General features: G+C 60.3%; 20 protein-coding genes. 10 read left to right on the top strand and 10 right to left on the bottom strand.

Going from position 1 to position 19,443, the window contains the following annotated elements:
- The first annotated feature begins 2 nt into the window (after window positions 1-2).
- Both SM763_RS00730 and SM763_RS00725 read left to right on the top strand, forming a co-directional pair.
- Window positions 3-800: a coiled-coil domain-containing protein gene (locus SM763_RS00730; RefSeq protein ID WP_368997026.1), complete on the top strand. Its 798-nt coding sequence runs from the start codon at window positions 3-5 to the stop codon at window positions 798-800.
- The gene (locus SM763_RS00725) at window positions 800-1,201 is read left to right on the top strand and encodes a cell division protein ZapA (protein WP_065270187.1); all 402 of its coding nucleotides are present in this window, start codon (window positions 800-802) and stop codon (window positions 1,199-1,201) included. The genes SM763_RS00730 and SM763_RS00725 overlap by 1 nt, the downstream gene beginning before the upstream one ends.
- A gap of 132 nt (window positions 1,202-1,333) precedes the next feature.
- Here the strand turns inward: SM763_RS00725 and grxD are convergent, their stop codons facing one another.
- The 5 genes from grxD to SM763_RS00700 form a co-directional block, all read right to left on the bottom strand.
- A complete protein-coding gene (gene grxD / locus SM763_RS00720) occupies window positions 1,334-1,696 on the bottom strand; it encodes a Grx4 family monothiol glutaredoxin (protein ID WP_274828054.1) in 363 nt (120 codons plus the stop codon).
- 110 nt (window positions 1,697-1,806) lie between these two features.
- The gene (locus SM763_RS00715; protein WP_065270189.1) at window positions 1,807-2,037 is read right to left on the bottom strand and encodes a hypothetical protein; all 231 of its coding nucleotides are present in this window, start codon (window positions 2,035-2,037) and stop codon (window positions 1,807-1,809) included.
- 5 nt (window positions 2,038-2,042) lie between these two features.
- The gene (locus SM763_RS00710) at window positions 2,043-2,279 is read right to left on the bottom strand and encodes a BolA/IbaG family iron-sulfur metabolism protein (RefSeq protein ID WP_065270190.1); all 237 of its coding nucleotides are present in this window, start codon (window positions 2,277-2,279) and stop codon (window positions 2,043-2,045) included.
- Between the two features lie 225 nt (window positions 2,280-2,504).
- The gene (gene purL, locus SM763_RS00705; RefSeq protein WP_274828055.1) at window positions 2,505-4,670 is read right to left on the bottom strand and encodes a phosphoribosylformylglycinamidine synthase subunit PurL; all 2,166 of its coding nucleotides are present in this window, start codon (window positions 4,668-4,670) and stop codon (window positions 2,505-2,507) included.
- Between the two features lie 523 nt (window positions 4,671-5,193).
- Window positions 5,194-6,099: a LysR family transcriptional regulator gene (locus tag SM763_RS00700; protein WP_065273448.1), complete on the bottom strand. Its 906-nt coding sequence runs from the start codon at window positions 6,097-6,099 to the stop codon at window positions 5,194-5,196.
- Between the two features lie 178 nt (window positions 6,100-6,277).
- Between SM763_RS00700 and SM763_RS00695 the strand changes: the two genes are divergently transcribed.
- The 5 genes from SM763_RS00695 to ccmE all read left to right on the top strand — a co-directional run bounded on the left by SM763_RS00695 (window position 6,278) and on the right by ccmE (window position 13,332).
- Complete coding sequence (locus tag SM763_RS00695) at window positions 6,278-9,703, top strand: indolepyruvate ferredoxin oxidoreductase family protein (RefSeq protein ID WP_368997025.1); 3,426 nt, start codon at window positions 6,278-6,280, stop codon at window positions 9,701-9,703.
- A 222-nt stretch (window positions 9,704-9,925) separates the two neighbouring features.
- A complete protein-coding gene (locus SM763_RS00690; protein WP_274832263.1) occupies window positions 9,926-10,858 on the top strand; it encodes a lysophospholipid acyltransferase family protein in 933 nt (310 codons plus the stop codon).
- A 24-nt stretch (window positions 10,859-10,882) separates the two neighbouring features.
- Window positions 10,883-11,692 (top strand): glutamate racemase, encoded by an 810-nt coding sequence (gene murI / locus SM763_RS00685; protein ID WP_274837001.1) that lies wholly within the window; start codon window positions 10,883-10,885, stop codon window positions 11,690-11,692.
- Window positions 11,693-11,823: 131 nt separating this feature from the next.
- Window positions 11,824-12,852, top strand: coding sequence for an N-acetyl-gamma-glutamyl-phosphate reductase (gene argC, locus SM763_RS00680; RefSeq protein ID WP_368997023.1), 1,029 nt, complete (start codon window positions 11,824-11,826; stop codon window positions 12,850-12,852).
- 36 nt (window positions 12,853-12,888) lie between these two features.
- On the top strand, window positions 12,889-13,332 hold the full coding sequence (ccmE, locus tag SM763_RS00675; RefSeq protein WP_065270195.1) for a cytochrome c maturation protein CcmE: 444 nt from the start codon (window positions 12,889-12,891) through the stop codon (window positions 13,330-13,332).
- An 87-nt stretch (window positions 13,333-13,419) separates the two neighbouring features.
- Here the strand turns inward: ccmE and speE are convergent, their stop codons facing one another.
- The 3 genes from speE to SM763_RS00660 all read right to left on the bottom strand — a co-directional run bounded on the left by speE (window position 13,420) and on the right by SM763_RS00660 (window position 15,224).
- Window positions 13,420-14,271, bottom strand: coding sequence for a polyamine aminopropyltransferase (gene speE / locus SM763_RS00670; RefSeq protein WP_065270196.1), 852 nt, complete (start codon window positions 14,269-14,271; stop codon window positions 13,420-13,422).
- Complete coding sequence (gene speD, locus SM763_RS00665; protein WP_065270197.1) at window positions 14,268-14,774, bottom strand: adenosylmethionine decarboxylase; 507 nt, start codon at window positions 14,772-14,774, stop codon at window positions 14,268-14,270. The genes speE and speD overlap by 4 nt, the downstream gene beginning before the upstream one ends.
- A 216-nt stretch (window positions 14,775-14,990) precedes the next feature.
- Window positions 14,991-15,224 carry a DUF1127 domain-containing protein gene (locus tag SM763_RS00660; RefSeq protein WP_274828059.1) on the bottom strand — a complete coding sequence of 78 codons (234 nt, stop codon included), beginning with the start codon at window positions 15,222-15,224 and terminating at the stop codon, window positions 14,991-14,993.
- Between the two features lie 93 nt (window positions 15,225-15,317).
- On the opposite strand from SM763_RS00660, the gene SM763_RS00655 reads away from it, so the two are divergent.
- The 3 genes from SM763_RS00655 to rpsI all read left to right on the top strand — a co-directional run bounded on the left by SM763_RS00655 (window position 15,318) and on the right by rpsI (window position 17,833).
- Window positions 15,318-16,721 (top strand): aminotransferase-like domain-containing protein, encoded by a 1,404-nt coding sequence (locus tag SM763_RS00655; protein WP_065270199.1) that lies wholly within the window; start codon window positions 15,318-15,320, stop codon window positions 16,719-16,721.
- Window positions 16,722-16,883: 162 nt separating this feature from the next.
- Window positions 16,884-17,342, top strand: coding sequence for a 50S ribosomal protein L13 (rplM, locus tag SM763_RS00650; protein WP_065270200.1), 459 nt, complete (start codon window positions 16,884-16,886; stop codon window positions 17,340-17,342).
- Between the two features lie 5 nt (window positions 17,343-17,347).
- Window positions 17,348-17,833, top strand: a complete 486-nt coding sequence (gene rpsI, locus SM763_RS00645; protein ID WP_065270201.1) for a 30S ribosomal protein S9 — start codon at window positions 17,348-17,350, stop codon at window positions 17,831-17,833.
- A gap of 127 nt (window positions 17,834-17,960) precedes the next feature.
- On the opposite strand, the gene SM763_RS00640 is transcribed toward rpsI, so the two are convergent.
- On the bottom strand, window positions 17,961-18,578 hold the full coding sequence (locus SM763_RS00640; RefSeq protein ID WP_065270202.1) for a TetR/AcrR family transcriptional regulator: 618 nt from the start codon (window positions 18,576-18,578) through the stop codon (window positions 17,961-17,963).
- Entirely contained in the window at window positions 18,571-19,440 is an 870-nt protein-coding gene (gene ppk2, locus SM763_RS00635) for a polyphosphate kinase 2 (RefSeq protein WP_368997021.1), read from the bottom strand. Before ppk2 ends, SM763_RS00640 begins: the two co-directional genes overlap by 8 nt.
- Between the last annotated feature and the right edge of the window lie 3 nt (window positions 19,441-19,443).

Below are 19,443 nucleotides of genomic sequence, written 5' to 3'. Positions count from 1 at the left end.
GCATGAAGCAGATTGAAGACTTGCAGGGCCGGATCCTGGCCGCAATGGACCGGATCGGGACGGGTGTCGGCGCACTTGAACAAGCGCGCAGCTCGGCCGAGGCCAAGGCCGTTGCGGCGGCCGATACCAGCGCGCTGGAACAGGCGCTGGACGAAGAACGGGTCGCCAATGCCCAGTTGACCGAACGGGTCAAGGTCCTGCGCGGGCGGTTGAAAGAGCTGGAAGAGCAGGCACCGGCGGCGTCCGCGGCAGATGCCTCGGGTGATATCGCCGCAATGCAGGCCGAGCTTGAGCTTTTGCGGAATGAGGCTGCAAATGCCCAGCAGGCCGAAGCCCTGAAACAGGAAGTTGCGCGGCTGAAGGCGCAGATGGAAGGCGCAGCCAATTCGGCGGCCACCGAGAAAGAAAGCCTCGAGGACCGGATTGAACAGCTCGAGGCCGCCAATGCGGAACTCACGGCTCAGCTGGCTGAAGCCGGATCCGTTCAGGAAACGTCCGCTTCCGAAACTGCAGATGGTGAAAGCGGCGGCACTGACGAGGAGGTGCTGCAGCGACTGGACACGGAATTGCAGCAATTGCGCCTGGCCAACGAACAGCTCCGCACATCCAACGCTGCCCTGCGCGAAGCCAATGCCGAAGGGCTGGGCGATGCAGGGCTGATCAATGCGGCGATGGCCGCCGAGATCGACGGCCTGCGCGCGGCGCAGGCGAGTGACAAGGCGCAGGTGAACGCGGTTCTGGCCCGGCTTGAACCGCTGCTGGCGGCAGCGCCCAACCTGCCCGAAGGAGAGGAAATTTGATGCCCGAAGTGACCATTCATATTGGCGGCCGCGGTTTCGAGGTCTCCTGCCAGGAAGGCGAGGAGAGTTATCTGCATTCTGCGGCCAAGATGCTGGATGATGAGGCGCAGGTGCTGTCGGACCAGATTGGCCGTATGCCCGAAGCGCGCATGCTGCTGATGGCGGGGCTGATGCTGGCGGACAAGACCGCAGCGGTCGAGGACCGCATCAAGGAAGTCGAGGCGGTCCTGGCTGAGCGCGAGGCGGAACTGGCCGCGCTGAAGGCACAGCCCGCGCCGGAGCCGGAGCGGATTGAAGTGCCTGTTGTGCCCCCTCAGGTGGCTGAAACCCTGGCCGAACTGGCCGCCCGCGCCGAAGCCATGGCGCAGGAGATCGAAGAAAAAGCCTCTGCCGCGCAATAGGCGGCGGGGCGCTGCGCTGTCGGGGGCGATCGGTTTTCGATGTCGCTCGCCGAATGTGCGAATCCGAAACGTAAATAAGGCCTGTCACGCGTGCTGCGGACAGGCCTTTTTCATGTTGTCTGGTCGTGCGGCTTAACCGTTGGCTTCGCGGATCTTATCTGCTGCGGCCTTGTCAAAGCTGACGCCGTTCTGTTCGAACATGCCGTCGAGTTCACCGGACAGGGTCATTTCGGTGATGATGTCGCAGCCGCCGACGAATTCGCCTTTGACATAAAGCTGCGGAATGGTCGGCCAATCCGAGTAATCCTTGATCCCGGCGCGGATCTCTTCGTCGGCCAGCACGTTGACGTCGGTATAGTCAACGCCAATGTAGTTCAGAACACCGGCCACGCGGGAAGAGAAGCCGCACTGCGGCATGTCCTTGGTGCCTTTCATGTAAAGCACCACGTCGTTGGATTTGACGGTTTCGTCGATGCGGGTTTTTGCGTCGCTCATGTTGCGTTTCCTTCTGGCGGATGTGCCGTTGTTCTGCTGCCCGAGATATAGGGAATAATGTGGAGAATTCCAATCCGGGCCGGGGAACGGATGTGTGAGGCTCTGCGCGCTCAGCTCTTGTCTTTGGGAACAAAAAGGCGGGCGTATTCCTGCGGGTCCTTGGGGACCTTCCAGGTCCTGACAGACCCGCCGCCCATGCCGGACTGATAGTCCGAGCGCAGCGTGTGATAGTCCGGGTCGCTGTCGTCCTCTTCCGTTGGTGCGCGTCGTTGACCGATGACGGCAACAACTGCCGTCATCACAATAACGCCGACCACTAGAAAGGACATGAACAGCGACATGTGTGCTACTCGGGCGCTTTGGTGGTCAGGGCAAGGGCGTGCAACTCACCATTGGCGCCGTCCATTTTGCCTTTGAGGGCCGCGTAAACGGCGCGCTGCTGCTGCACACGGTTCTTGCCGCGAAAGCTTTCATCGACGACCATCGCGGACATATGCACGCCGTCGGTGCCACCGACCTGGATTTGGGCATCGGGAAAGGATGCGCGCAGAAGCTCTTCGATTTCATGGGCCTGCATGGGCATTGCGTGGGATCCTCGTGGTTCTGTTCGCTGAAAATGTAGGCCTGACGGAGAGGCAGTTCAAGCAGGGAGATGCTCCCGCCGCGCAAGACCTGATTGAAAATCAGACCGTGCGAGTTGGGCCCGGCAGCGCGCGATGCGCGCTGCCGGGCCCAAGGCCGAAAAGGGGGGGCTTGCCATAGGCAAGGGCACCTGCGGGCGCGGGAGGGCGCCCGTTTGTGTTTGATATCAGGCGACGGCCTCGGCAAAGCTGCTGCGGAAAATCTGCGACAGCTCTTCCAGCGGCGCTTCGCTGCCACCGATTTTTACCGTGTCACCGGTGAAACGGCCCACGGTGGTGACGCTGACACCGGCCTGACCGGCTGCCAGCATCAGGCCTTCGGCCTGATCAAAGTTGCAGGCGACCAGATAACGGGCCTGGTCTTCGCCAAACAGGGTCGGGGTGTCACCGGCATCGATCTGCACGCCAACGCCAGCGCCCTCGGCCAGTTCAAAGGCCGCCAGCGCCAGACCGCCATCCGCCAGATCGGTGCAGGCCTTGATCAGCTCGCGGTTGGCGCGGATGAATTCGCCGTTACGCTTTTCCGCTTCCAGATCCACCGTCGGCGCATCTCCGTCCTCGCGGTTGAAGACTTCCGCCAGAAGGGCCGACTGACCCAGGTGGCCAGTGGTTTCACCGATCAGCAGGGCGATATGGCCTTCGCGCACTTCACCGGTGATCGCCTCTTCGCCCTCGGCGATCAGACCCACGGCACCGATGGTTGGGGTGGGCAGGATGCCCTGTCCGTCGGTCTCGTTATAAAGCGAGACGTTGCCCGAAACGATCGGCATGTTGAGCGCTGCAACAGCTTCGCCGATGCCTTTGATGGCGCCGACGAATTGGCCCATGATCTCGGGCTTTTCCGGGTTGCCGAAGTTGAGGTTGTCGGTCGTCGCCAGAGGCAGGGCGCCCACGGCAGAGAGGTTTCGGTAAGCCTCGGCTACCGCCTGTTTGCCACCCTCAAAGGGGTTCGCTTTGACGTAGCGCGGCGTCACATCGCTGGTAAAGGCCAACTGTTTGCCGGTGCCATGCACCCGGACGATGCCGGAGCCCGCGCCGGGGCGGCGGGCGGTGTCGCCCATCACGGTGGTGTCGTACTGTTCATAGACCCACTGTTTGCCTGCGTAGTTCGGTGAGGCGATCAGCGCCTTCAGGCCGTCGATCGGATCGATAGTGGGCACATCCGCGTCGGTCAGCGGTTCTGCGGCGGGCGTTTCGACCCAGGGACGGTCGTATTCAGGCGCAGAGGACGCCAGTTTCGACAGCGGCAGGTCGGCCATCACCACGTTGTTGTGCTGGATCAAGAAACGGTCCTCGGCGATTGTTTCGCCGACGATGGCGAAATCGAGGTCCCATTTCTCGAACACTGCCTTGGCTTCGGCCTCTTTCTCGGGCTTCAGCACCATCAGCATCCGCTCCTGGGATTCCGACAGCATCATTTCATAGGCGGTCATGCCTTCTTCACGCTGGGGTACGTCTTCGAGGTTCAGCTTGATGCCAAGCTCACCCTTGTCGCCCATTTCCACCGCCGAACAAGTGAGACCAGCTGCGCCCATGTCCTGGATCGAGATCACCGCGCCGGTCTGCATCAGCTCCAGCGTCGCTTCCATCAGGCGTTTTTCGGTGAAGGGGTCGCCAACCTGAACGGTGGGGCGTTTTTCCTCGATGGTGTCGTCGAATTCGGCCGAGGCCATGGTGGCGCCGCCGACGCCGTCACGTCCGGTCTTGGCGCCAAGGTAGACCACCGGCATGCCGACGCCGGATGCGGCGGAGTAGAAGATGCTGTCGGTCTTTGCGAGACCCGCAGCGAATGCATTCACCAAGCAGTTGCCGTTGTAGGCAGAGTGGAAGCGGACCTCGCCGCCTGCGCAGGGCACACCGAAACAGTTGCCGTAGCCGCCGATGCCTTCGACCACACCGTTGACCAACTGCCGGGTCTTGGGGTGGGACGGCTCACCAAAGGACAGCGAGTTCATCGAGGCGATTGGCCGCGCGCCCATGGTAAAGACGTCCCGCAGGATGCCGCCAACCCCGGTTGCCGCACCCTGATAGGGTTCGATGTAAGAGGGGTGGTTGTGGCTTTCCATCTTGAAGACCACCGCATCGCCATCGCCGATATCGACGATACCGGCATTTTCACCCGGGCCGCAAATTACCTGGGGCCCCTCGGTGGGCAGCGTCCGGAGCCATTTCTTGGACGACTTGTAAGAGCAGTGCTCGTTCCACATCGCCGAGAAGATGCCCAGCTCGGTAAAGGTGGGTTCCCGTCCGATGATTTCGAGGATCAGTTGATATTCCTCGGAATTCAGTCCGTGGTTTTCAATCAGTTCGGGCGTGATTGCTGGTTCCTGCATCCGTGTCGTATCCCCAGTGGCTGCGGTTGCGCGCCTTTTAGGGCAAGGAAGCGCACGGGGGAAGGGCAAAGCGTATGTATCATTGAAGGCAGGGGCGTTTCGTCGCTGCGAGAAGGTCCGGCTTGAGGAGGGGTGCCATGCTCGAATTGCCTGAAAAATGTGCAGACCGTCATTGGAGGCCGGAAAATGCCGTCATTATCCGTGCATGTCAGAAAACTGGGCAATGATCACCGGCGAAAGGGTTGCAGGCGCCGGTGTGGATGCGAGACGTTGAATGTGTCCGGCGCTTCCGAGGGGCGTGAAACCTGATTGAAAGCCTCAGGAGCTGGACCAAATGGCCCCAAAAAAAGGCCGAGCACTAAGCTCGGCCGAAGTCCAACAGGGAGGTATGAAGTGCGCCTTGGCGCCGTCTTCATGAGGGTCATTTAGGGATAGAGCTTCTCTGCTTCAAGAATTTTCCGTCTCAAATTGCGTCATTTCTGGTATGCATGTTATGCATAGCTTAACGCCTACTGACCTAAGGTCAGAGTTTCCCCATCTCTTTCATATGTTTGCGGTGCGCCATGATCTCGGTTTGCACGAAATCGCGGAAGGCTGACACCCGCTGCGAGTGACGCAATTCTTCCGGATAGGCCAGGTAGACAGGCACACCACTGGTGTCCTCATGCGGCAGAACCTGCACCAGATCGGGGAAATCCTCGGTGACATAGTCAGGCAGGATGCCGATTCCCAGATCGTGCAGCACGCCCTGCAGGACCCCGAAGTAGTTGTTGACCGACAGCATCGAGCCGGGACCGTGGGTGATCAGTTTCTGGACCAGCACAGCTGCAGAACCCACCTGAGCCGAATTCTGGTTCTGGCAGATCAGACGGTGGTTCTTGATATCTTCGGCGGTCTGCGGCGTGCCGTTGCGGTCCAGATATGCGCGAGACGCATAAAGTCGCATCTGAACCGTCATCAGTCGCTTGCGCACCAGGTCCGCCTGGCTCGGCTCTTTCATCCGGATCGCAACGTCGGCTTCGCGCATGGGCAAGTCCAGAACCCGCTCTTCCAGCATCAGGTCGATTTTCAGATTGGGATATTGTTCAAAGAGCTTCGTCAGCCTGGGCGCCAGCCACAGTGTGCCAAAGCCGAATGTCGTGGTGACGCGCAATTCGCCGAACACTTCGTCTTCGCTGTCGCGGATCCGGGCCGAAGCCGCTTCGAGCCGTTTGGACATGGATTTGGTCGCGTCAAACAGCAGCTCGCCCTGTTCGGTCAGGATCAGCCCGCGCGCGTGACGGTGAAACAACGTCGCGTTCAGGCTTTCCTCAAGCGCACGAATCTGGCGGCTGACCGCGGATTGCGACAGGTTAAGCTTGTCCCCGGCGTGGGTCAGGCTGCCGACATCTGCCACGGCGTGAAAAATTCTAAGCTTGTCCCAGTCCATATCCGTTACTTTCGTTGTGCCCATATCAGCCTATATGAAACCTGACACTTGGATCAATTTCCGAATGCAGAAGCGCGCTTCCGGAGGGGGATATTGACAACAGTGGGTATACAGGTCAGTATTTGTGACCGAATATCGATGGAAATTATTGCAAGCCAGTTGTGGTTGGGAGGACCGGATGAGCACGCAAAAGATCTCGTTGAATGACAAATATGATCTGAGCAAATCGCCCGTCATGCTGAACGGCACGCAGGCGCTTGTGCGCCTGATGCTGATGCAGAAGGCGCGGGACACGGCAGCCGGTCTCAACACTGCTGGGCTTGTTACCGGCTATCGCGGATCGCCGCTTGGCGCTGTCGACATGCAGATGAGCCGGGCCGAAAAGCAGCTGAAAGAGGCCGATGTCACCTTTCAGTACGGTTTGAACGAGGATCTGGCCGTCACCGCCCTATGGGGCGCGCAACAGGCCGAAATCCGTGGTGAAGGCAAATTCGACGGCGTATTCGGCCTTTGGTATGGCAAGGGGCCGGGCGTTGACCGCGCCGGCGATGCCTTCCGCCACGCCAATATGGCCGGCAGCTCCAAAAATGGCGGCGTGCTGGTGGCGATGGGCGACGACCACACCGGCGAAAGCTCCACCGTGCTGCACCAGTCCGAATGGGCGCTGATGGATGCCTACCTCCCGATCCTCAGCCCCGCTGGTGTGCAGGAAATCCTGGATTTCGGGCTTTATGGCTACGCGCTCAGCCGGTTTTCCGGTCTCTGGGTCGGTCTCAAGACGATGAAGGACACCATCGAGGTAACTTCGGTCGTGGAGGCGAGCCCGGACCGGGTGAAACTGGTTACCCCCGATTTCGCCATGCCGCAGGATGGGCTGAATATCCGCCTGGTGGATGATCGTTTCCAGCAGGAAGACCGGATCATCGACCAGAAACGCTTTGCTGCCGAGGCATTCAGCCACGCCAACAAGATGGACAAACGCATCTGGGGCAAACCCGGTGCCAAGATCGGTTTCGTGGCCGCGGGCAAGAACTGGCTGGATCTGGTCCATGCCATGTCTCTGTTGAATATCGACGAGGCCATGGCCGAACGTCTGGGCATCACCACATACAAGGTCGGTCAGGTCTGGCCGCTGGACATGAAGGGCTTCCACGACTGGGCCGAAGGTCTGGATCTGATCGTCGTGGTCGAGGAAAAGCGCAAGCTGATCGAGGTGCAGATCAAGGAGGCGATCTTTGACGACCGCCGTGGTCGCCGGGTCTACGGCTGGCACAAGGGCGGCGGCGCGGGCTCCATGCACGGGCCGGAACTCTTCCCGACGCGCTATGCGCTCGATCCCATCATGATCGCCGAGAAGCTGGGCGAGATCCTGATCGAAGAGGGCCGCGACACCGAGGCGATCCGCGCGGGGCTGGCCAGCCTGGACGAGGCGCGCCGCGCCGACAACGCCGAAGAGATCGCCGCGCGCCTGCCGTATTTCTGCTCGGGCTGTCCGCACAACTCCTCGACCAAGATCCCCGAGGGCAGCCGGGCCTATGCCGGGATTGGTTGCCACTTCATGGTGCAGTGGATGGACCGCGAGACCATGGGCTTCACCCATATGGGCGGCGAAGGCGCCAACTGGATCGGCGAAGCGCCGTTTTCAAAGCGCAAGCATGTGTTCCAGAACCTTGGCGATGGCACCTATAACCACTCCGGCGTGCAGGCGATCCGTGCCGCGCTGGCCGAAGGCACCAATATTACCTACAAGATCCTCTATAACGATGCGGTGGCCATGACTGGCGGTCAGGGCAATGAGGGCGGCCTCAGTGCCTATCGCATCGCGCATGAGTTGAAGGCGATGGGAGTGGAGCATCTCGCCATCGTTTATGACGAGAAAGAAGAGATCGATTTCAAGCAGTTCCCGGCCGGAGTTCCCACCCATGAGCGGGCCGAGCTGATGAATGTGCAAAGGAAGATGGAAGAGGTCGAAGGCGTTTCTGCCATCATCTATGTCCAGACCTGCGCCGCCGAGAAACGCCGCCGTCGCAAACGGGGCCTGTTCCCCGATCCCGATCAGCGCGTGTTCATCAACTCGGACGTTTGCGAAGGATGCGGCGATTGCGGGGTGCAATCCAACTGCGTCTCTATCGTTCCCAAGGAAACCGAACTGGGACGCAAGCGGGCGATTGATCAGTCGTCCTGTAACAAGGATTTCTCTTGTCTCAACGGATTCTGTCCGTCCTTCCTGACCATCGAAGGCGCCAAGATCCGCAAGGAGGCCACGGCTGAGCTGAAGCTGCCCAATCTGCCGATGCCCGACCTGCCCAAGATCGACGGTACCCATAACGTGGTGATCACCGGCGTTGGTGGGACTGGCGTTGTGACCATCGGCGCGGTGCTGGCGCAGGCTGCCCAAATCGACGGCAAAGGTGCCGGCATGATGGAGATGGCCGGTCTCGCGCAAAAGGGCGGCGCGGTGCATATCCACTGCCGCATTGCCGAAAGCCCTGATGACATCAGCGCCATCCGCGTCGCCACTGGCGAGGCGCACGCGCTGATCGGTGGCGATCTGGTGGTGAGTGCGGGCGCCAAGACCATCGGGTTGATGCGCACAGGTCAGACCGGCGGTGTGGTGAACAGCCACGAGATCATCACCGGCGATTTCACCCGCGACACCAACTTCCAGCTGCCCACTGACCGGCTTGAGGTGGCGCTGGAGGCACGCCTGCGCGAGCGGCTCGATATGTTTGACGCATCGCAGCTGGCGCAGGCCACCATGGGGGATTCGATCTTCTCCAACATGATGGTCTTTGGTGGTGCCTTCCAGCGCGGTCTGATCCCGGTCAGCCTTGAGGCAATCACTCAGGCGATCGATCTGAACGGCGCTGCGGTTGAAAAGAACCTGCGGGCTTTTGAAATCGGTCGCTGGGCGGTGCTGCACCCCGAAGAGGTGGCCAAGCTGATCAAGCCCGCCAACGTAGTGGAACTGCCCAAGACGCTGGACGAAAAGATCGCTTACCGGCAGGACCATCTGACCGCCTATCAGGGCAAGGGGCTGGTCAAACGCTACATGAAACTGCTGGACGGCATCGACGATCCGCGCCTGAAGGAAGCCGTCGCCAAGGGCTATCACAAGCTGCTGGCCTATAAGGACGAATACGAGGTGGCGCGGCTATTGCTGAGCAGCCGAGAGAAGGCCGAGGCGCAGTTTGAGGGCGATCTGAAGATCTCTTACAATCTGGCGCCGCCGATCCTGGGCGGGGTTGACGCCAACGGACGCCCGAAAAAGCGCCGTTTCGGCCCAAGCATGGAGCGCGGTCTGAAGCTGCTGGCGAAGTTCAAAGGTCTGCGCGGCACGCCGCTCGATATCTTTGGCTATACCGCCGAGCGCAAGATGGAACGGGCGCTGATCAAGCAATACGAGCGCGACATGAAGGAATGGCTGGCAAAAGCCTCGCCTGAGATCATGGACCCGCTGGTCGCTCTGGCCGAACTGCCGCTGCAGATCCGTGGTTTTGGTCCTGTGAAGATGGAAAGCGAGCAGAAGGCGGCGAAACGACGCGAAGAACTGCTGGCGGTTCTGCGTCAGGGCGGTGCTCCGATGAAGAAAGCGGCCGAATAAGCCGCAGGGGTGTTCTCCCGCCCGGCAGGTGACAGCCGGGACGGCTGCCTCTTGCCCGTTGGGCCCGGCGCCGCGCATCTGCGCGGCGCTGCTGCGTTCTGGGGCAGGGCGCGGGATCCTGCCGTAGACCGGTCATGAGTCTGTTACGGGGATCTGAGATGCTGTTATGCCTAACTGGTCACCTTGGTGATTCCGTCCAGAAAGACCCAGCCCATGTCCGAGATGCAGCAACTGTCCGGCAATACCCAATCAAGAAAATCCCGTCCTGGAAAAATCCGGTCCAGCGCGCGCCAGATCGCGCGGGAGATCTCTTACGCGCATTCGGCGCAGACCCGTTCGGGGCGTCTGGTGATCCGAATGATGGAGAATACCACGGGCCGTCTGAAGCTGATCCGGCGCGCGCGGGGGTATGAACAGGAGGTCGCGGGCGGGCGCAGTTTCTGGAGCGTCATCGCCGAACGCTATGGTCTGTCGCTGGAGATCATCGGCGGCGCGCTGTCCAATATTCCGCGCGACAAGCCGGTCGTTCTGATCGCCAATCATCCCTATGGGATCCTTGATGGGCTGATGATGGGGCACATCCTTGCCGAAACGCGCGGGGATTTTCGTATTCTGGCGCATCAGGTGTTTGGCAAGGCGGAAGATCTGAACCGCGTCATCCTGCCGATTGATTTTGCCGAAACAAAGGAGGCGCTGCGCACAAACCTTGAGACCCGCAAAACGGCGCTCAGCTATCTGGGGCAGGGCGGCGCCATCGGGATCTTTCCGGGCGGCACGGTTTCCACGGGAGCAACGCCCTTTGCCCGGCCGATGGATCCGGGCTGGCGCAGCTTTACCGCGCGGATGATTGCCAAATCCGATGCGGTTGTGGTCCCGGTCTATTTTGACGGCCACACTTCGCGCTTGTTTCAGATCGCCAGCCATCTGCACGCTACGTTGCGCATGGGGCTCTTGATCAAGGAGTTCCACAAGCGGGTCGATACACCGGTGCGGGTGGTCATCGGGGAGGCGATCGGGCGCGACAAACTTGACCCTTTGACCGGGGATGCCAAAGGAATGATGGATTTCCTGCGCAAAGCGACGTATGAGCTGTCTCCGACTCCTCTCGATCCGGGCTTGCGCGGGTTCGAGTTTGAAGAGAAACATCGCGCCTGAACGTGGCATCCGCGAAAGAAGAACATGGCAGTAGGCATTTTTGATTCTGGTCTGGGCGGTTTGACAGTGCTCGACGCTGTGCAGCGGCGTCTGCCGGAGGTTGACCTTATCTATTACGGCGACAGTGCTCACGCCCCCTATGGCGTGCGCGATGCCGAGGATGTCTATCAGCTGACCAAGGCCGCCGTGGAAGATATGTGGGACAAGGGCTGCGATCTGGTGATCCTGGCCTGTAACACCGCTTCGGCGGCGGCGCTGCGGCGCATGCAGGAGGGCGGGCTGCCCAAGGGCAAGCGCGTACTTGGCGTCTTTGTGCCGCTGATCGAAGCACTGACCGAGCGCCAGTGGGGCGATAATTCGCCGCCGCGCGAGGTTGCGGTGAAGCATGTGGCGCTGTTCGCAACGCCCGCGACCGTATCCAGCCGGGCGTTTCAGCGGGAACTGGCCTTTCGCGCCATCGGTGTCGATGTGGAAGCGCAGGCCTGTGGCGGTGTTGTCGACGCCATCGAAGAAGGCGACATGATCCTGGCTGAGGCGCTGGTGCGCAGCCATGTGGATGCGCTCTTGCGCAAGATGCCGCATCCCGAGGCTGCCATCTTGGGCTGCACCCATTATCCGTTGATGGAAAAGACCTTTCAGGAGGCGCTTGGCCCACAGGTCAAAGTGTTCAGCCAGGGCGATCTGGTCGCCGACAGTCTGGCTGATTACCTTGAGCGGCACCCGGATATGTACGGCTCCGGCAAGGCAGGGTTCTACACCACTGGCGATCCGGCGCGGGTCAGCACCCATGCGACCCAGTTCTTGCGACGACAAATCACCTTTGAAGCGGCCTGATCCGGCGCTTCCACGGGGACGGCTTTCTGTCGTCCCTCGGGCGGATCGCCTGTCGGCTGCGGCAGTTTTCCCTATTCTCACCGCCTGTTGCTGCGGTACAAATCACCTAAATTCAAAAGACGAGGTCTGACATGACCCACAAAGTGGCTATCCTTGGCGCCAGCGGTTACACCGGCGCGGAACTGGTGCGGCTGATTTCCCAGCACCCGAGCATTGAAATCGCGGCGCTCGCAGCAGAGCGCAAGGCGGGGCTGTCCATGGCCGAGGTGTTTCCGCACCTGCGGCATCTGGACCTGCCGACCCTGTGCAAGATCAGCGAGATCGACTTTTCCAAGATCGACCTGTGTTTCTGCGCTCTGCCGCATAAAACCAGCCAGGAAGTGATCGCTGCCCTGCCGAAGGATCTGAAGATCGTCGATCTGTCGGCGGATTTCCGGCTGCGCGATCCGGCGGAGTACGAGAAATGGTACGGCAACCCCCATGCTGCGTTGGAGCAGCAGAAAGAGGCTGTTTACGGCCTTACCGAATTCTACCGGGATGAGATCCGGGGCGCGCGGCTGGTGGCCGGCACTGGCTGTAACGCGGCCACCGGGCAGTTTGCGCTGCGGCCGCTGATCACCTCTGGCCTGATTGATCTGGATGAAATCATCCTCGATCTGAAATGTGCCGTCTCTGGTGCGGGACGGGCCCTGAAGGAAAACCTGCTGCATGCGGAGCTGAGCGAGGGTTACAATGCCTATGCCATCGGTGGCACGCACCGGCATCTGGGTGAATTCGATCAGGAATTCTCGAAACTGGCCGGGCGTCCGGTCAAGGTGCAGTTCACCCCGCATCTGCTTCCCGCCAACCGGGGTATTCTGGCGACGACCTATGTCAAAGGCGACGCCGAGGCGATCCACGCGGCATTCGTTTCTGCTTACGCCGATGAACCCTTTATCGAGGTTCTGCCCTTTGGCGCGGCGCCAAGCACCCACCACGTGCGCGGCTCCAACTTCTGTCATATCGGCGTGACCGCTGATCGGATCGAAGGGCGGGCCATTGTCATTGCGGCGCTGGATAACCTGACAAAAGGTAGCAGCGGCCAGGCCTTGCAGAACGCCAATCTGATGTTAGGTGAAGACGAAACTGCGGGTCTGATGATGGCGCCGCTGTTCCCCTAGGGCGCCAGACCCGGACGAGCACAGGACGGTAACGATATGAAAAACCTCAAAAAGCAGCGCCGCATTCAGGTGATCGCATTGGCGACCGTTGCCTTGATCGTGTCGACGGCTTTGATCGGCTATGCGATGCGGGACGGGATCAACTACTTCCGTTCGCCTAGTCAGGTGATGGCTGAGCCGCCGGTGCCGACAGAGGTTTTTCGTATTGGCGGTCTGGTCGAAGATGGCAGTCTGGTGCGCGGTCAGGGCGAAACCGTGCGGTTCTCTGTGACCGATGGCGGCGCAACCGTGCCAGTGACTTACGCGGGTGTGCTGCCGGACTTGTTCGAGGAAAACCAAGGCATGGTCGGCACAGGCCGTTACGTCAACGGTGTGTTCGAAGCCTCTGAAATTCTGGCGAAACATGACGAGACCTACATGCCCAAGGAAGTCGTGGACGCGCTGAAAGAACAGGGTGTCTATCAGGAGCCGGACGCCTGAGGTTCGGAACATTCCAAAACAGTACCAAATGAAAACGGGGGCCCTTGGCCCCCGTTTTGTTTCAGCAGATCCTGCGCGGTGCAGGTCTTATGGGAAGAGTTTCTTCACATAGCCGGGCAGGGCGAAAGCCGCCTTGTGCACCTCGGGCGTGTAGTAATCGGTTTCAATCCCGGCAGCGGCAAAGCGTTTTTCCAGATCGGCCAGCGACACGGTACGCGCGGATTTGGAGTGGCTGCCCCAGCCAAAGGCCATCGGACCACCCGCATAGGTCGGGATTGTCGCCAGATAGCAGCTGTGATCGGCAAACAGCGTCTTGAAGGCGCGCATTGTGCCGGTCAGCTCGTCCCCTTGCATGAAAGGCACGCCGTTCTGGGTGACGATGATACCGTCATCGGTCAGCGCGCGGGCGGCGTGGCCGTAGAAGGTATTGGTGAACAGCACCTCGCCCGGGCCGATCGGATCGGTGGAATCGACCACGATCACGTCGAATTTCTGATCTGTTTCACGCATGAAGGCCGCGCCATCGTTGATCACCAGATTAAGCCGTGGATCGTCAAAGGCGCCCTGGCTCAGCATCGGCAGGTATTCCTTTGAGAAATCCACCACACCGGCGTCGATCTCGACCATGGTGACATGTTCGACCGAGGCGTGACGCAGCGCCTCGCGGGCCATGCCGCCGTCGCCGCCGCCGATGATCAGCACACGTTTTGCGGCCCCATGCGCCAGGATCGGCACATGGGTCAGCATCTCGTGGTAGATGAAATTGTCGCCCTCGGTGGTCTGCACCACGTCATCCAGCGTCAGGATGCGGCCGAACGTACCGTTCTGAAAGACCTTCAGGCGTTGATGCTCGGTCTTGCTGTCATAGAGCATCTCGTCCACGCGCAGGCTCTGCGCGTAGTGATCGTGCAGGCGTTCGGTGATCCAGGTCTCGCTCATGCCGCGACCTCCTTGGCGATCAGCTCCTCCCCGCGCAGAAGTTCCCGGACCTCCACGTGATCGGTGGAAAAGGCCTCTTTCAGCACGCCGACAGCGCGCCAGGGTTCGGCATCGCCGCACATGAAGACGTCAAAGGCGCCATAGCCGATTTCCGGCCAAGTGTGCACCGAGATGTGGCTTTCGGCCAGCACGGCCACGCCCGACACGCCTTGCGGCGAGAATTTATGGGTGTGGATGTGCAGCAGCGTGGCGCCGCAAACCTCGACGCATTTGCGGAAGGCGTTCTGAATGCGGGTCTCGCAATCAAGGCCCGTGCCGTTCATGACTTCGATGATCAGATGGGTTCCGGCGAATACTTTTCCATCGCGGCGGATGAAATGGTCTTCGCGGTCGCTGTCCACAACGGTTTCGATGATCGCAGCGGGTACACTGCGGGCGGTATCTTCCTCTTGGGCGCCTGTCTCCAGACCGATCCCCAGTTGGAAGAGGTTGGCGTCTTTCATGACACTCCCCTTCGTTCCAGTAGATGACAATCCAGCCGGCCCTTAGCGCCCCCCCGGATAAGGGTCCGGGGTTGGGATCGGTGCCGAAAGTGAGGCGCGTCTAGGCCCCATGGCAGATTCGATCAAGGAAAAATTTACCAGGGGCTTTGAAATGATTGAAAAGAAAAAAGGCCGGGGAACTGGCCCCGGCCGTCAGGTGGTTCCGGTACCCGGGGATCAGGGGCGCCAGAACGGAAGAGTGGCTTCATAGTGGGCGTCCTCGCGGGACAACCCGATGTCTTGCAATTGTTCCGGGGTCAGGTGGCGGAGCTGTTTACGGCTGCGCTGTCGGACGGACCATTTCGTCATCAGAACCGCGAACGTCACCGCGACCTGAGCCAGCACCGGCAGGGTGGGCTGATTGGTCAGAAAGGTGATGCTGGAATGTGCAGGGGTCGCGTGCTGTGTCATGGTCAGATCCTTTATTGTATTGATACAATCCTGTGTTGTTGGTACGGTTATTTGATACAAAGTTCCGACTCAGCTGTCTAAGGAAGCATTGTAATGGGTACAATTTGGGCGCCGAGCCTTGGTGATAAGCCTGGACCGAAGTATCAGCGGGTGGCCGATACAATCCGCGCGGCGGTGGAAAACGATACATTGCGTGTTGGTACAAAGTTGCCGCCGGTGCGCGATCTGGCCTATCAGCTGGGCATCACCCCCGGCACGGTGGCGCGGGCCTATTCCACCCTCACGGACGAAGGACTTCTGCAGGCGGAGGTCGGGCGCGGCACATTTGTCGCTGAGCGGCAGACCAAGGTCATGGATGATGTCTGGTCCCGCGAATTGCACCTTCGGGAGGAAAGCGATCCCAACCATGTCAGCCTGTTCAGCCCGCGCCTTGCCGATGTGGGGCAGGTGGCTGCGATCCGGGAGGCGATGAAGAAGGTCGCCGCTGCCGATCCGCTGATGTTCCTGAACTACCCGACCCGTGACGCCTACCGCCCGGTGCGCGAAGCGGTGGTGGAGTGGCTGTCAGATCAGCCGCTGGGGCCGCTTGATGAAAGCCAGGTGGTCCTGACCCATGGCGGTCAGAACGGCATCCTAACAGTGCTGCAGGCGGTCCTGAAGGACGCGCAGCCCACGCTGTTGGTCGAGGATCTTTCTTATGCCGGCTTTCGTCGTGCGTCTGAACTGCTCCGGGCCAAGGTTGTCGGGGTGGGGATGGACGAACACGGGATTCGTCCGGATTCGCTGGAGCTTGCCATCCGCAAGACGGGCGCGACGGTTCTATGTACCAGCCCCGAGGTGCACAATCCGACCGGTCTTTTTACGCCGCAAAAACGGCGCGAGGAGATCATCAAGGTCGCGCGGCGGCATGAGTTGCAGATCGTCGAGGATGATTGCTATCGCATGGGAGAGGCCGGCGCGCCCAGCTATCGCGCTCTGGCGCCGGATATCACCTGGCACGTCTGTTCGATTTCCAAGGTTTTGACGCCGGCGCTGCGCGTCGGTTTTGCCCTCGCGCCCAAAGGACATGAACAGGATCTGCGCCGGTCAGCGGAATACAGCTTTTTTGGCCTGTCGCAGCCGCTGGCTGAACTGATCCGCGTCTTGCTTTCGGACCCGCGCAGCAAGGAGCTGGCCAAAGAAGTGCGCAAGGAAATGGCCAAATATGTGCGTGTGGCGGTGAATGCCCTTGGTGCATTTGAGTTGACATGGAAAGACGAGGTCCCGTTCCTCTGGCTGAAACTGCCTGCAGGCTGGCGCTCCGCTGCCTTTACTCGCGCGGCAGAAGCTGCAGGTGTGCAGATCAGGTCAGCCGATGAATTCGCCCTGAGGGATGGCCGCGCGCCCAATGCCGTGCGCATCACCATCAATGGGCAGGTTTCTTTGGCTAAGTTCGAAGACGCGATGCTGCGTTTGCGCAGCCTTTTGGACAACCCGCCCGAGCAAATCAGCGTCTAGGAGTGGGGTATTTTGATACCGATTTTTTAACACACTGATTTTACGTGATAAATTGTTGTTTTGCTGTGTTGACGCAGTGCGGAGATCCCCGTAAACCCCGTCCATCGAATTCAGGTGAGTTGTATTCCGGCTCATCTTCACGACAAACAGGATAGACCTGCCATGAAAACCTTCTCTGCTACTCCGGCAGATATCGAGAAGAACTGGATCCTGATCGACGCCGAAGGCGTTGTTCTGGGCCGTCTTGCCTCGATCGTTGCCATGCGCCTGCGCGGTAAGCACAAAGCGTCGTTCACGCCGAACATGGACATGGGCGACAACGTCATCATCATCAACGCCGACAAGGTACAGATGACCGGCAAGAAGCGCGACGAGCACTTCTACTGGCACACCGGCCACCCGGGCGGCATCAAGTCCCGCACCAAGCAACAGATCCTGGAAGGCGCGCACCCCGAGCGTGTTGTCTATCAGGCTGTGAAGCGCATGCTGCCGGGCAACCGTCTGGCGCGCCAGCAGATGAGCAACCTGCGTATCTATGCTGGTGCCGCGCACCCGCATGAGGCCCAGGCCCCCGAGGTTCTGGATGTCAAATCCATGAACAAGAAAAACACGCGGAGCTGAGACCGATGGCTGATCAGATCAACACTCTCGAAGAGCTGGGCGCCGTTGCAGGCGTTGAAGCTGTCGCTGAAGAAACCATTTCCCGTGAGCCCGTCCGTGACGAGCTGGGTCGTGCCTATGCAACCGGTAAGCGGAAAGACGCAGTCGCACGCGTCTGGATCAAGCCGGGTTCCGGCAAGGTCGAAGTGAACGGCAAAGAGCTGAACAAATACTTCGCCCGTCCGGTGCTGCAGATGATCCTGCGCCAGCCGTTCACCGTTGCCGGTGTCGAAGACCAGTTCGACGTCTACGCAACCGTCAAAGGCGGCGGCCTTTCCGGTCAGGCCGGTGCGGTTAAGCACGGCATCTCCAAAGCTCTGCAACTTTACGATCCCGCTCTGCGCGGCGCTCTGAAGGCTGCTGGCTTCCTGACCCGCGACAGCCGTGTCGTTGAACGTAAGAAATTCGGCCGCCGCAAAGCGCGTCGTTCGTTCCAGTTCTCCAAGCGTTAATCGCTGGACAGCAGAACAGAGAAAGGCCGCAGAGAAATCTGCGGCCTTTTTCCGTGGTTTGTCTGTGTGGCTGAAACGGGGGGTTGGACCGCCCTGGAACCTACGTACAAAGGCGCAGCCGCGGTGCCTATTTGTCGGGTTCAATCAGGCCCAGACCGCGCAGATAGATCATGATCCCGCTTTCAAGCAGATCCTCGGGCGAGAAGGGCGAGGTGGCACCGGGCGTGTTGCGGGCATAAAGCTCCACGACCCCGTGGCTCAGCGCCATGATATGGGCGGAAAACATCGCTGCGGGCGGGCGTTTTTCGGCCGGGATGTGCTGGCTCAGATCCGCAGCAGCCTTTTCCAGGATGCCCCGTGCGCGGGCAGCGGCATCCGCCAGTTCGGGCGTGCGGTTGACGGAAATACCGCTTTCGAACATCGCGATGTAATGGCCGGGATGTTTGCGGGCAAAGGCGAGATAGGCCCGTCCCGTTGCCTCAAATGCCGCCAGGGCCGAGGGCTGATATTTTTCATAGGCGTGCTGCATCAGATCGGCGAACATCGCAAAGCCCTGTTTCGCGGCCTCTGCGATCAGATCCTCGCGGCCTTCGAAATGGCGATAGACTGCCGCCGGGGTGACGCCCGCCTGTTTTGCCGCCTCGGACAAGGTAAAGCCGGTCGGGCCTTTTGCCTCGATCAGACCCAGTGCGGATTCCACAAGGGCCTGACGCAGGTTGCCGTGATGATAGCCGCGTTTACGCATTCCAGATGTCCGGTCCGCCACAGATCAGGGGATTTACGTCCCCGAGTGTCTCGGCGTTTTTGTTGTCATAATCCAGTCCATGCAGGACCGAACGGATGGCAGCCAGCCGCGCGCGGCGTTTGTCGTCCGAGCGGACGACGGTCCAGGGGGCCACCTTGGTGTGGCTGCGGCGGAAGGTTTCGCCGATGGCATCGGTATAGGCGTCCCAGCGTTCCAGCCCTTTTACGTCGATGGTGCTTAGCTTCCAATGCTTCAGCGGATCGGATTCGCGGGCCAGAAACCGATCGAGCTGCTCGGCGCGGCCAACATTCAGCCAGATCTTGAACAGGTGAATGCCGTCCTCGACCAGAGCCTCCTCGAACCCTGTAACCTGATGGAAGAAGCGCTCGCGCTGCGTGTCGGTGCAAAAGCCAAAGACCTTTTCGACGACGCCGCGATTGTACCAGCTGCGGTCGAAAAATACGATTTCACCGCCCGAGGGCAAATGGTCGATGTAGCGCTGAAAATACCATTGCGTCTGCTCAGCCTCGGTCGGTTTCTGCAGCGCCACAACCCGCGCGCCGCGGGGGTTAAGGTTTTCGCGAAAGCGTTTGATTGTGCCACCTTTTCCTGCGGCATCTCGGCCTTCGAACACCACGGCGACACGGGCGCCAGAGGCTTTGACCCAGGATTGCAGTTTCACCAACTCGATCTGCAACGCGTCCATGGATTGCTCATAGGGCTTTTTCTTCATCCGCGCGGCATGCGGATAGTCCGAATCCAATATCGCTTTCTTTCCCCCATCGGCGATAGCCTTGCGGATGTCAGAAGGCGCGCCGGTCTCGAAATAGCGGCTGATGGCGCCGTCAATTGGCAATGTCATGGG

This window comes from Pseudophaeobacter sp. C1-32P7, assembly GCF_041008775.1.
Taxonomy (GTDB): domain Bacteria; phylum Pseudomonadota; class Alphaproteobacteria; order Rhodobacterales; family Rhodobacteraceae; genus Phycobacter; species Phycobacter gallaeciensis_A.
This window is presented reverse-complemented; position numbering and strand designations above follow the sequence as displayed.

Coding starts and splice junctions, on each gene's coding strand:
- SM763_RS00730 (WP_368997026.1), top strand. CDS start 3: ATGAAGCAGATTGAAGACTTGCAGGGCCGGATCCTGGCCGCAATGGAC.
- SM763_RS00725 (WP_065270187.1), top strand. CDS start 800: ATGCCCGAAGTGACCATTCATATTGGCGGCCGCGGTTTCGAGGTCTCC.
- grxD (WP_274828054.1), bottom strand. CDS start 1,696: ATGAGCGACGCAAAAACCCGCATCGACGAAACCGTCAAATCCAACGAC.
- SM763_RS00715 (WP_065270189.1), bottom strand. CDS start 2,037: ATGTCGCTGTTCATGTCCTTTCTAGTGGTCGGCGTTATTGTGATGACG.
- SM763_RS00710 (WP_065270190.1), bottom strand. CDS start 2,279: ATGCCCATGCAGGCCCATGAAATCGAAGAGCTTCTGCGCGCATCCTTT.
- purL (WP_274828055.1), bottom strand. CDS start 4,670: ATGCAGGAACCAGCAATCACGCCCGAACTGATTGAAAACCACGGACTG.
- SM763_RS00700 (WP_065273448.1), bottom strand. CDS start 6,099: ATGGACTGGGACAAGCTTAGAATTTTTCACGCCGTGGCAGATGTCGGC.
- SM763_RS00695 (WP_368997025.1), top strand. CDS start 6,278: ATGAGCACGCAAAAGATCTCGTTGAATGACAAATATGATCTGAGCAAA.
- SM763_RS00690 (WP_274832263.1), top strand. CDS start 9,926: ATGCAGCAACTGTCCGGCAATACCCAATCAAGAAAATCCCGTCCTGGA.
- murI (WP_274837001.1), top strand. CDS start 10,883: ATGGCAGTAGGCATTTTTGATTCTGGTCTGGGCGGTTTGACAGTGCTC.
- argC (WP_368997023.1), top strand. CDS start 11,824: ATGACCCACAAAGTGGCTATCCTTGGCGCCAGCGGTTACACCGGCGCG.
- ccmE (WP_065270195.1), top strand. CDS start 12,889: ATGAAAAACCTCAAAAAGCAGCGCCGCATTCAGGTGATCGCATTGGCG.
- speE (WP_065270196.1), bottom strand. CDS start 14,271: ATGAGCGAGACCTGGATCACCGAACGCCTGCACGATCACTACGCGCAG.
- speD (WP_065270197.1), bottom strand. CDS start 14,774: ATGAAAGACGCCAACCTCTTCCAACTGGGGATCGGTCTGGAGACAGGC.
- SM763_RS00660 (WP_274828059.1), bottom strand. CDS start 15,224: ATGACACAGCACGCGACCCCTGCACATTCCAGCATCACCTTTCTGACC.
- SM763_RS00655 (WP_065270199.1), top strand. CDS start 15,318: ATGGGTACAATTTGGGCGCCGAGCCTTGGTGATAAGCCTGGACCGAAG.
- rplM (WP_065270200.1), top strand. CDS start 16,884: ATGAAAACCTTCTCTGCTACTCCGGCAGATATCGAGAAGAACTGGATC.
- rpsI (WP_065270201.1), top strand. CDS start 17,348: ATGGCTGATCAGATCAACACTCTCGAAGAGCTGGGCGCCGTTGCAGGC.
- SM763_RS00640 (WP_065270202.1), bottom strand. CDS start 18,578: ATGCGTAAACGCGGCTATCATCACGGCAACCTGCGTCAGGCCCTTGTG.
- ppk2 (WP_368997021.1), bottom strand. CDS start 19,440: ATGACATTGCCAATTGACGGCGCCATCAGCCGCTATTTCGAGACCGGC.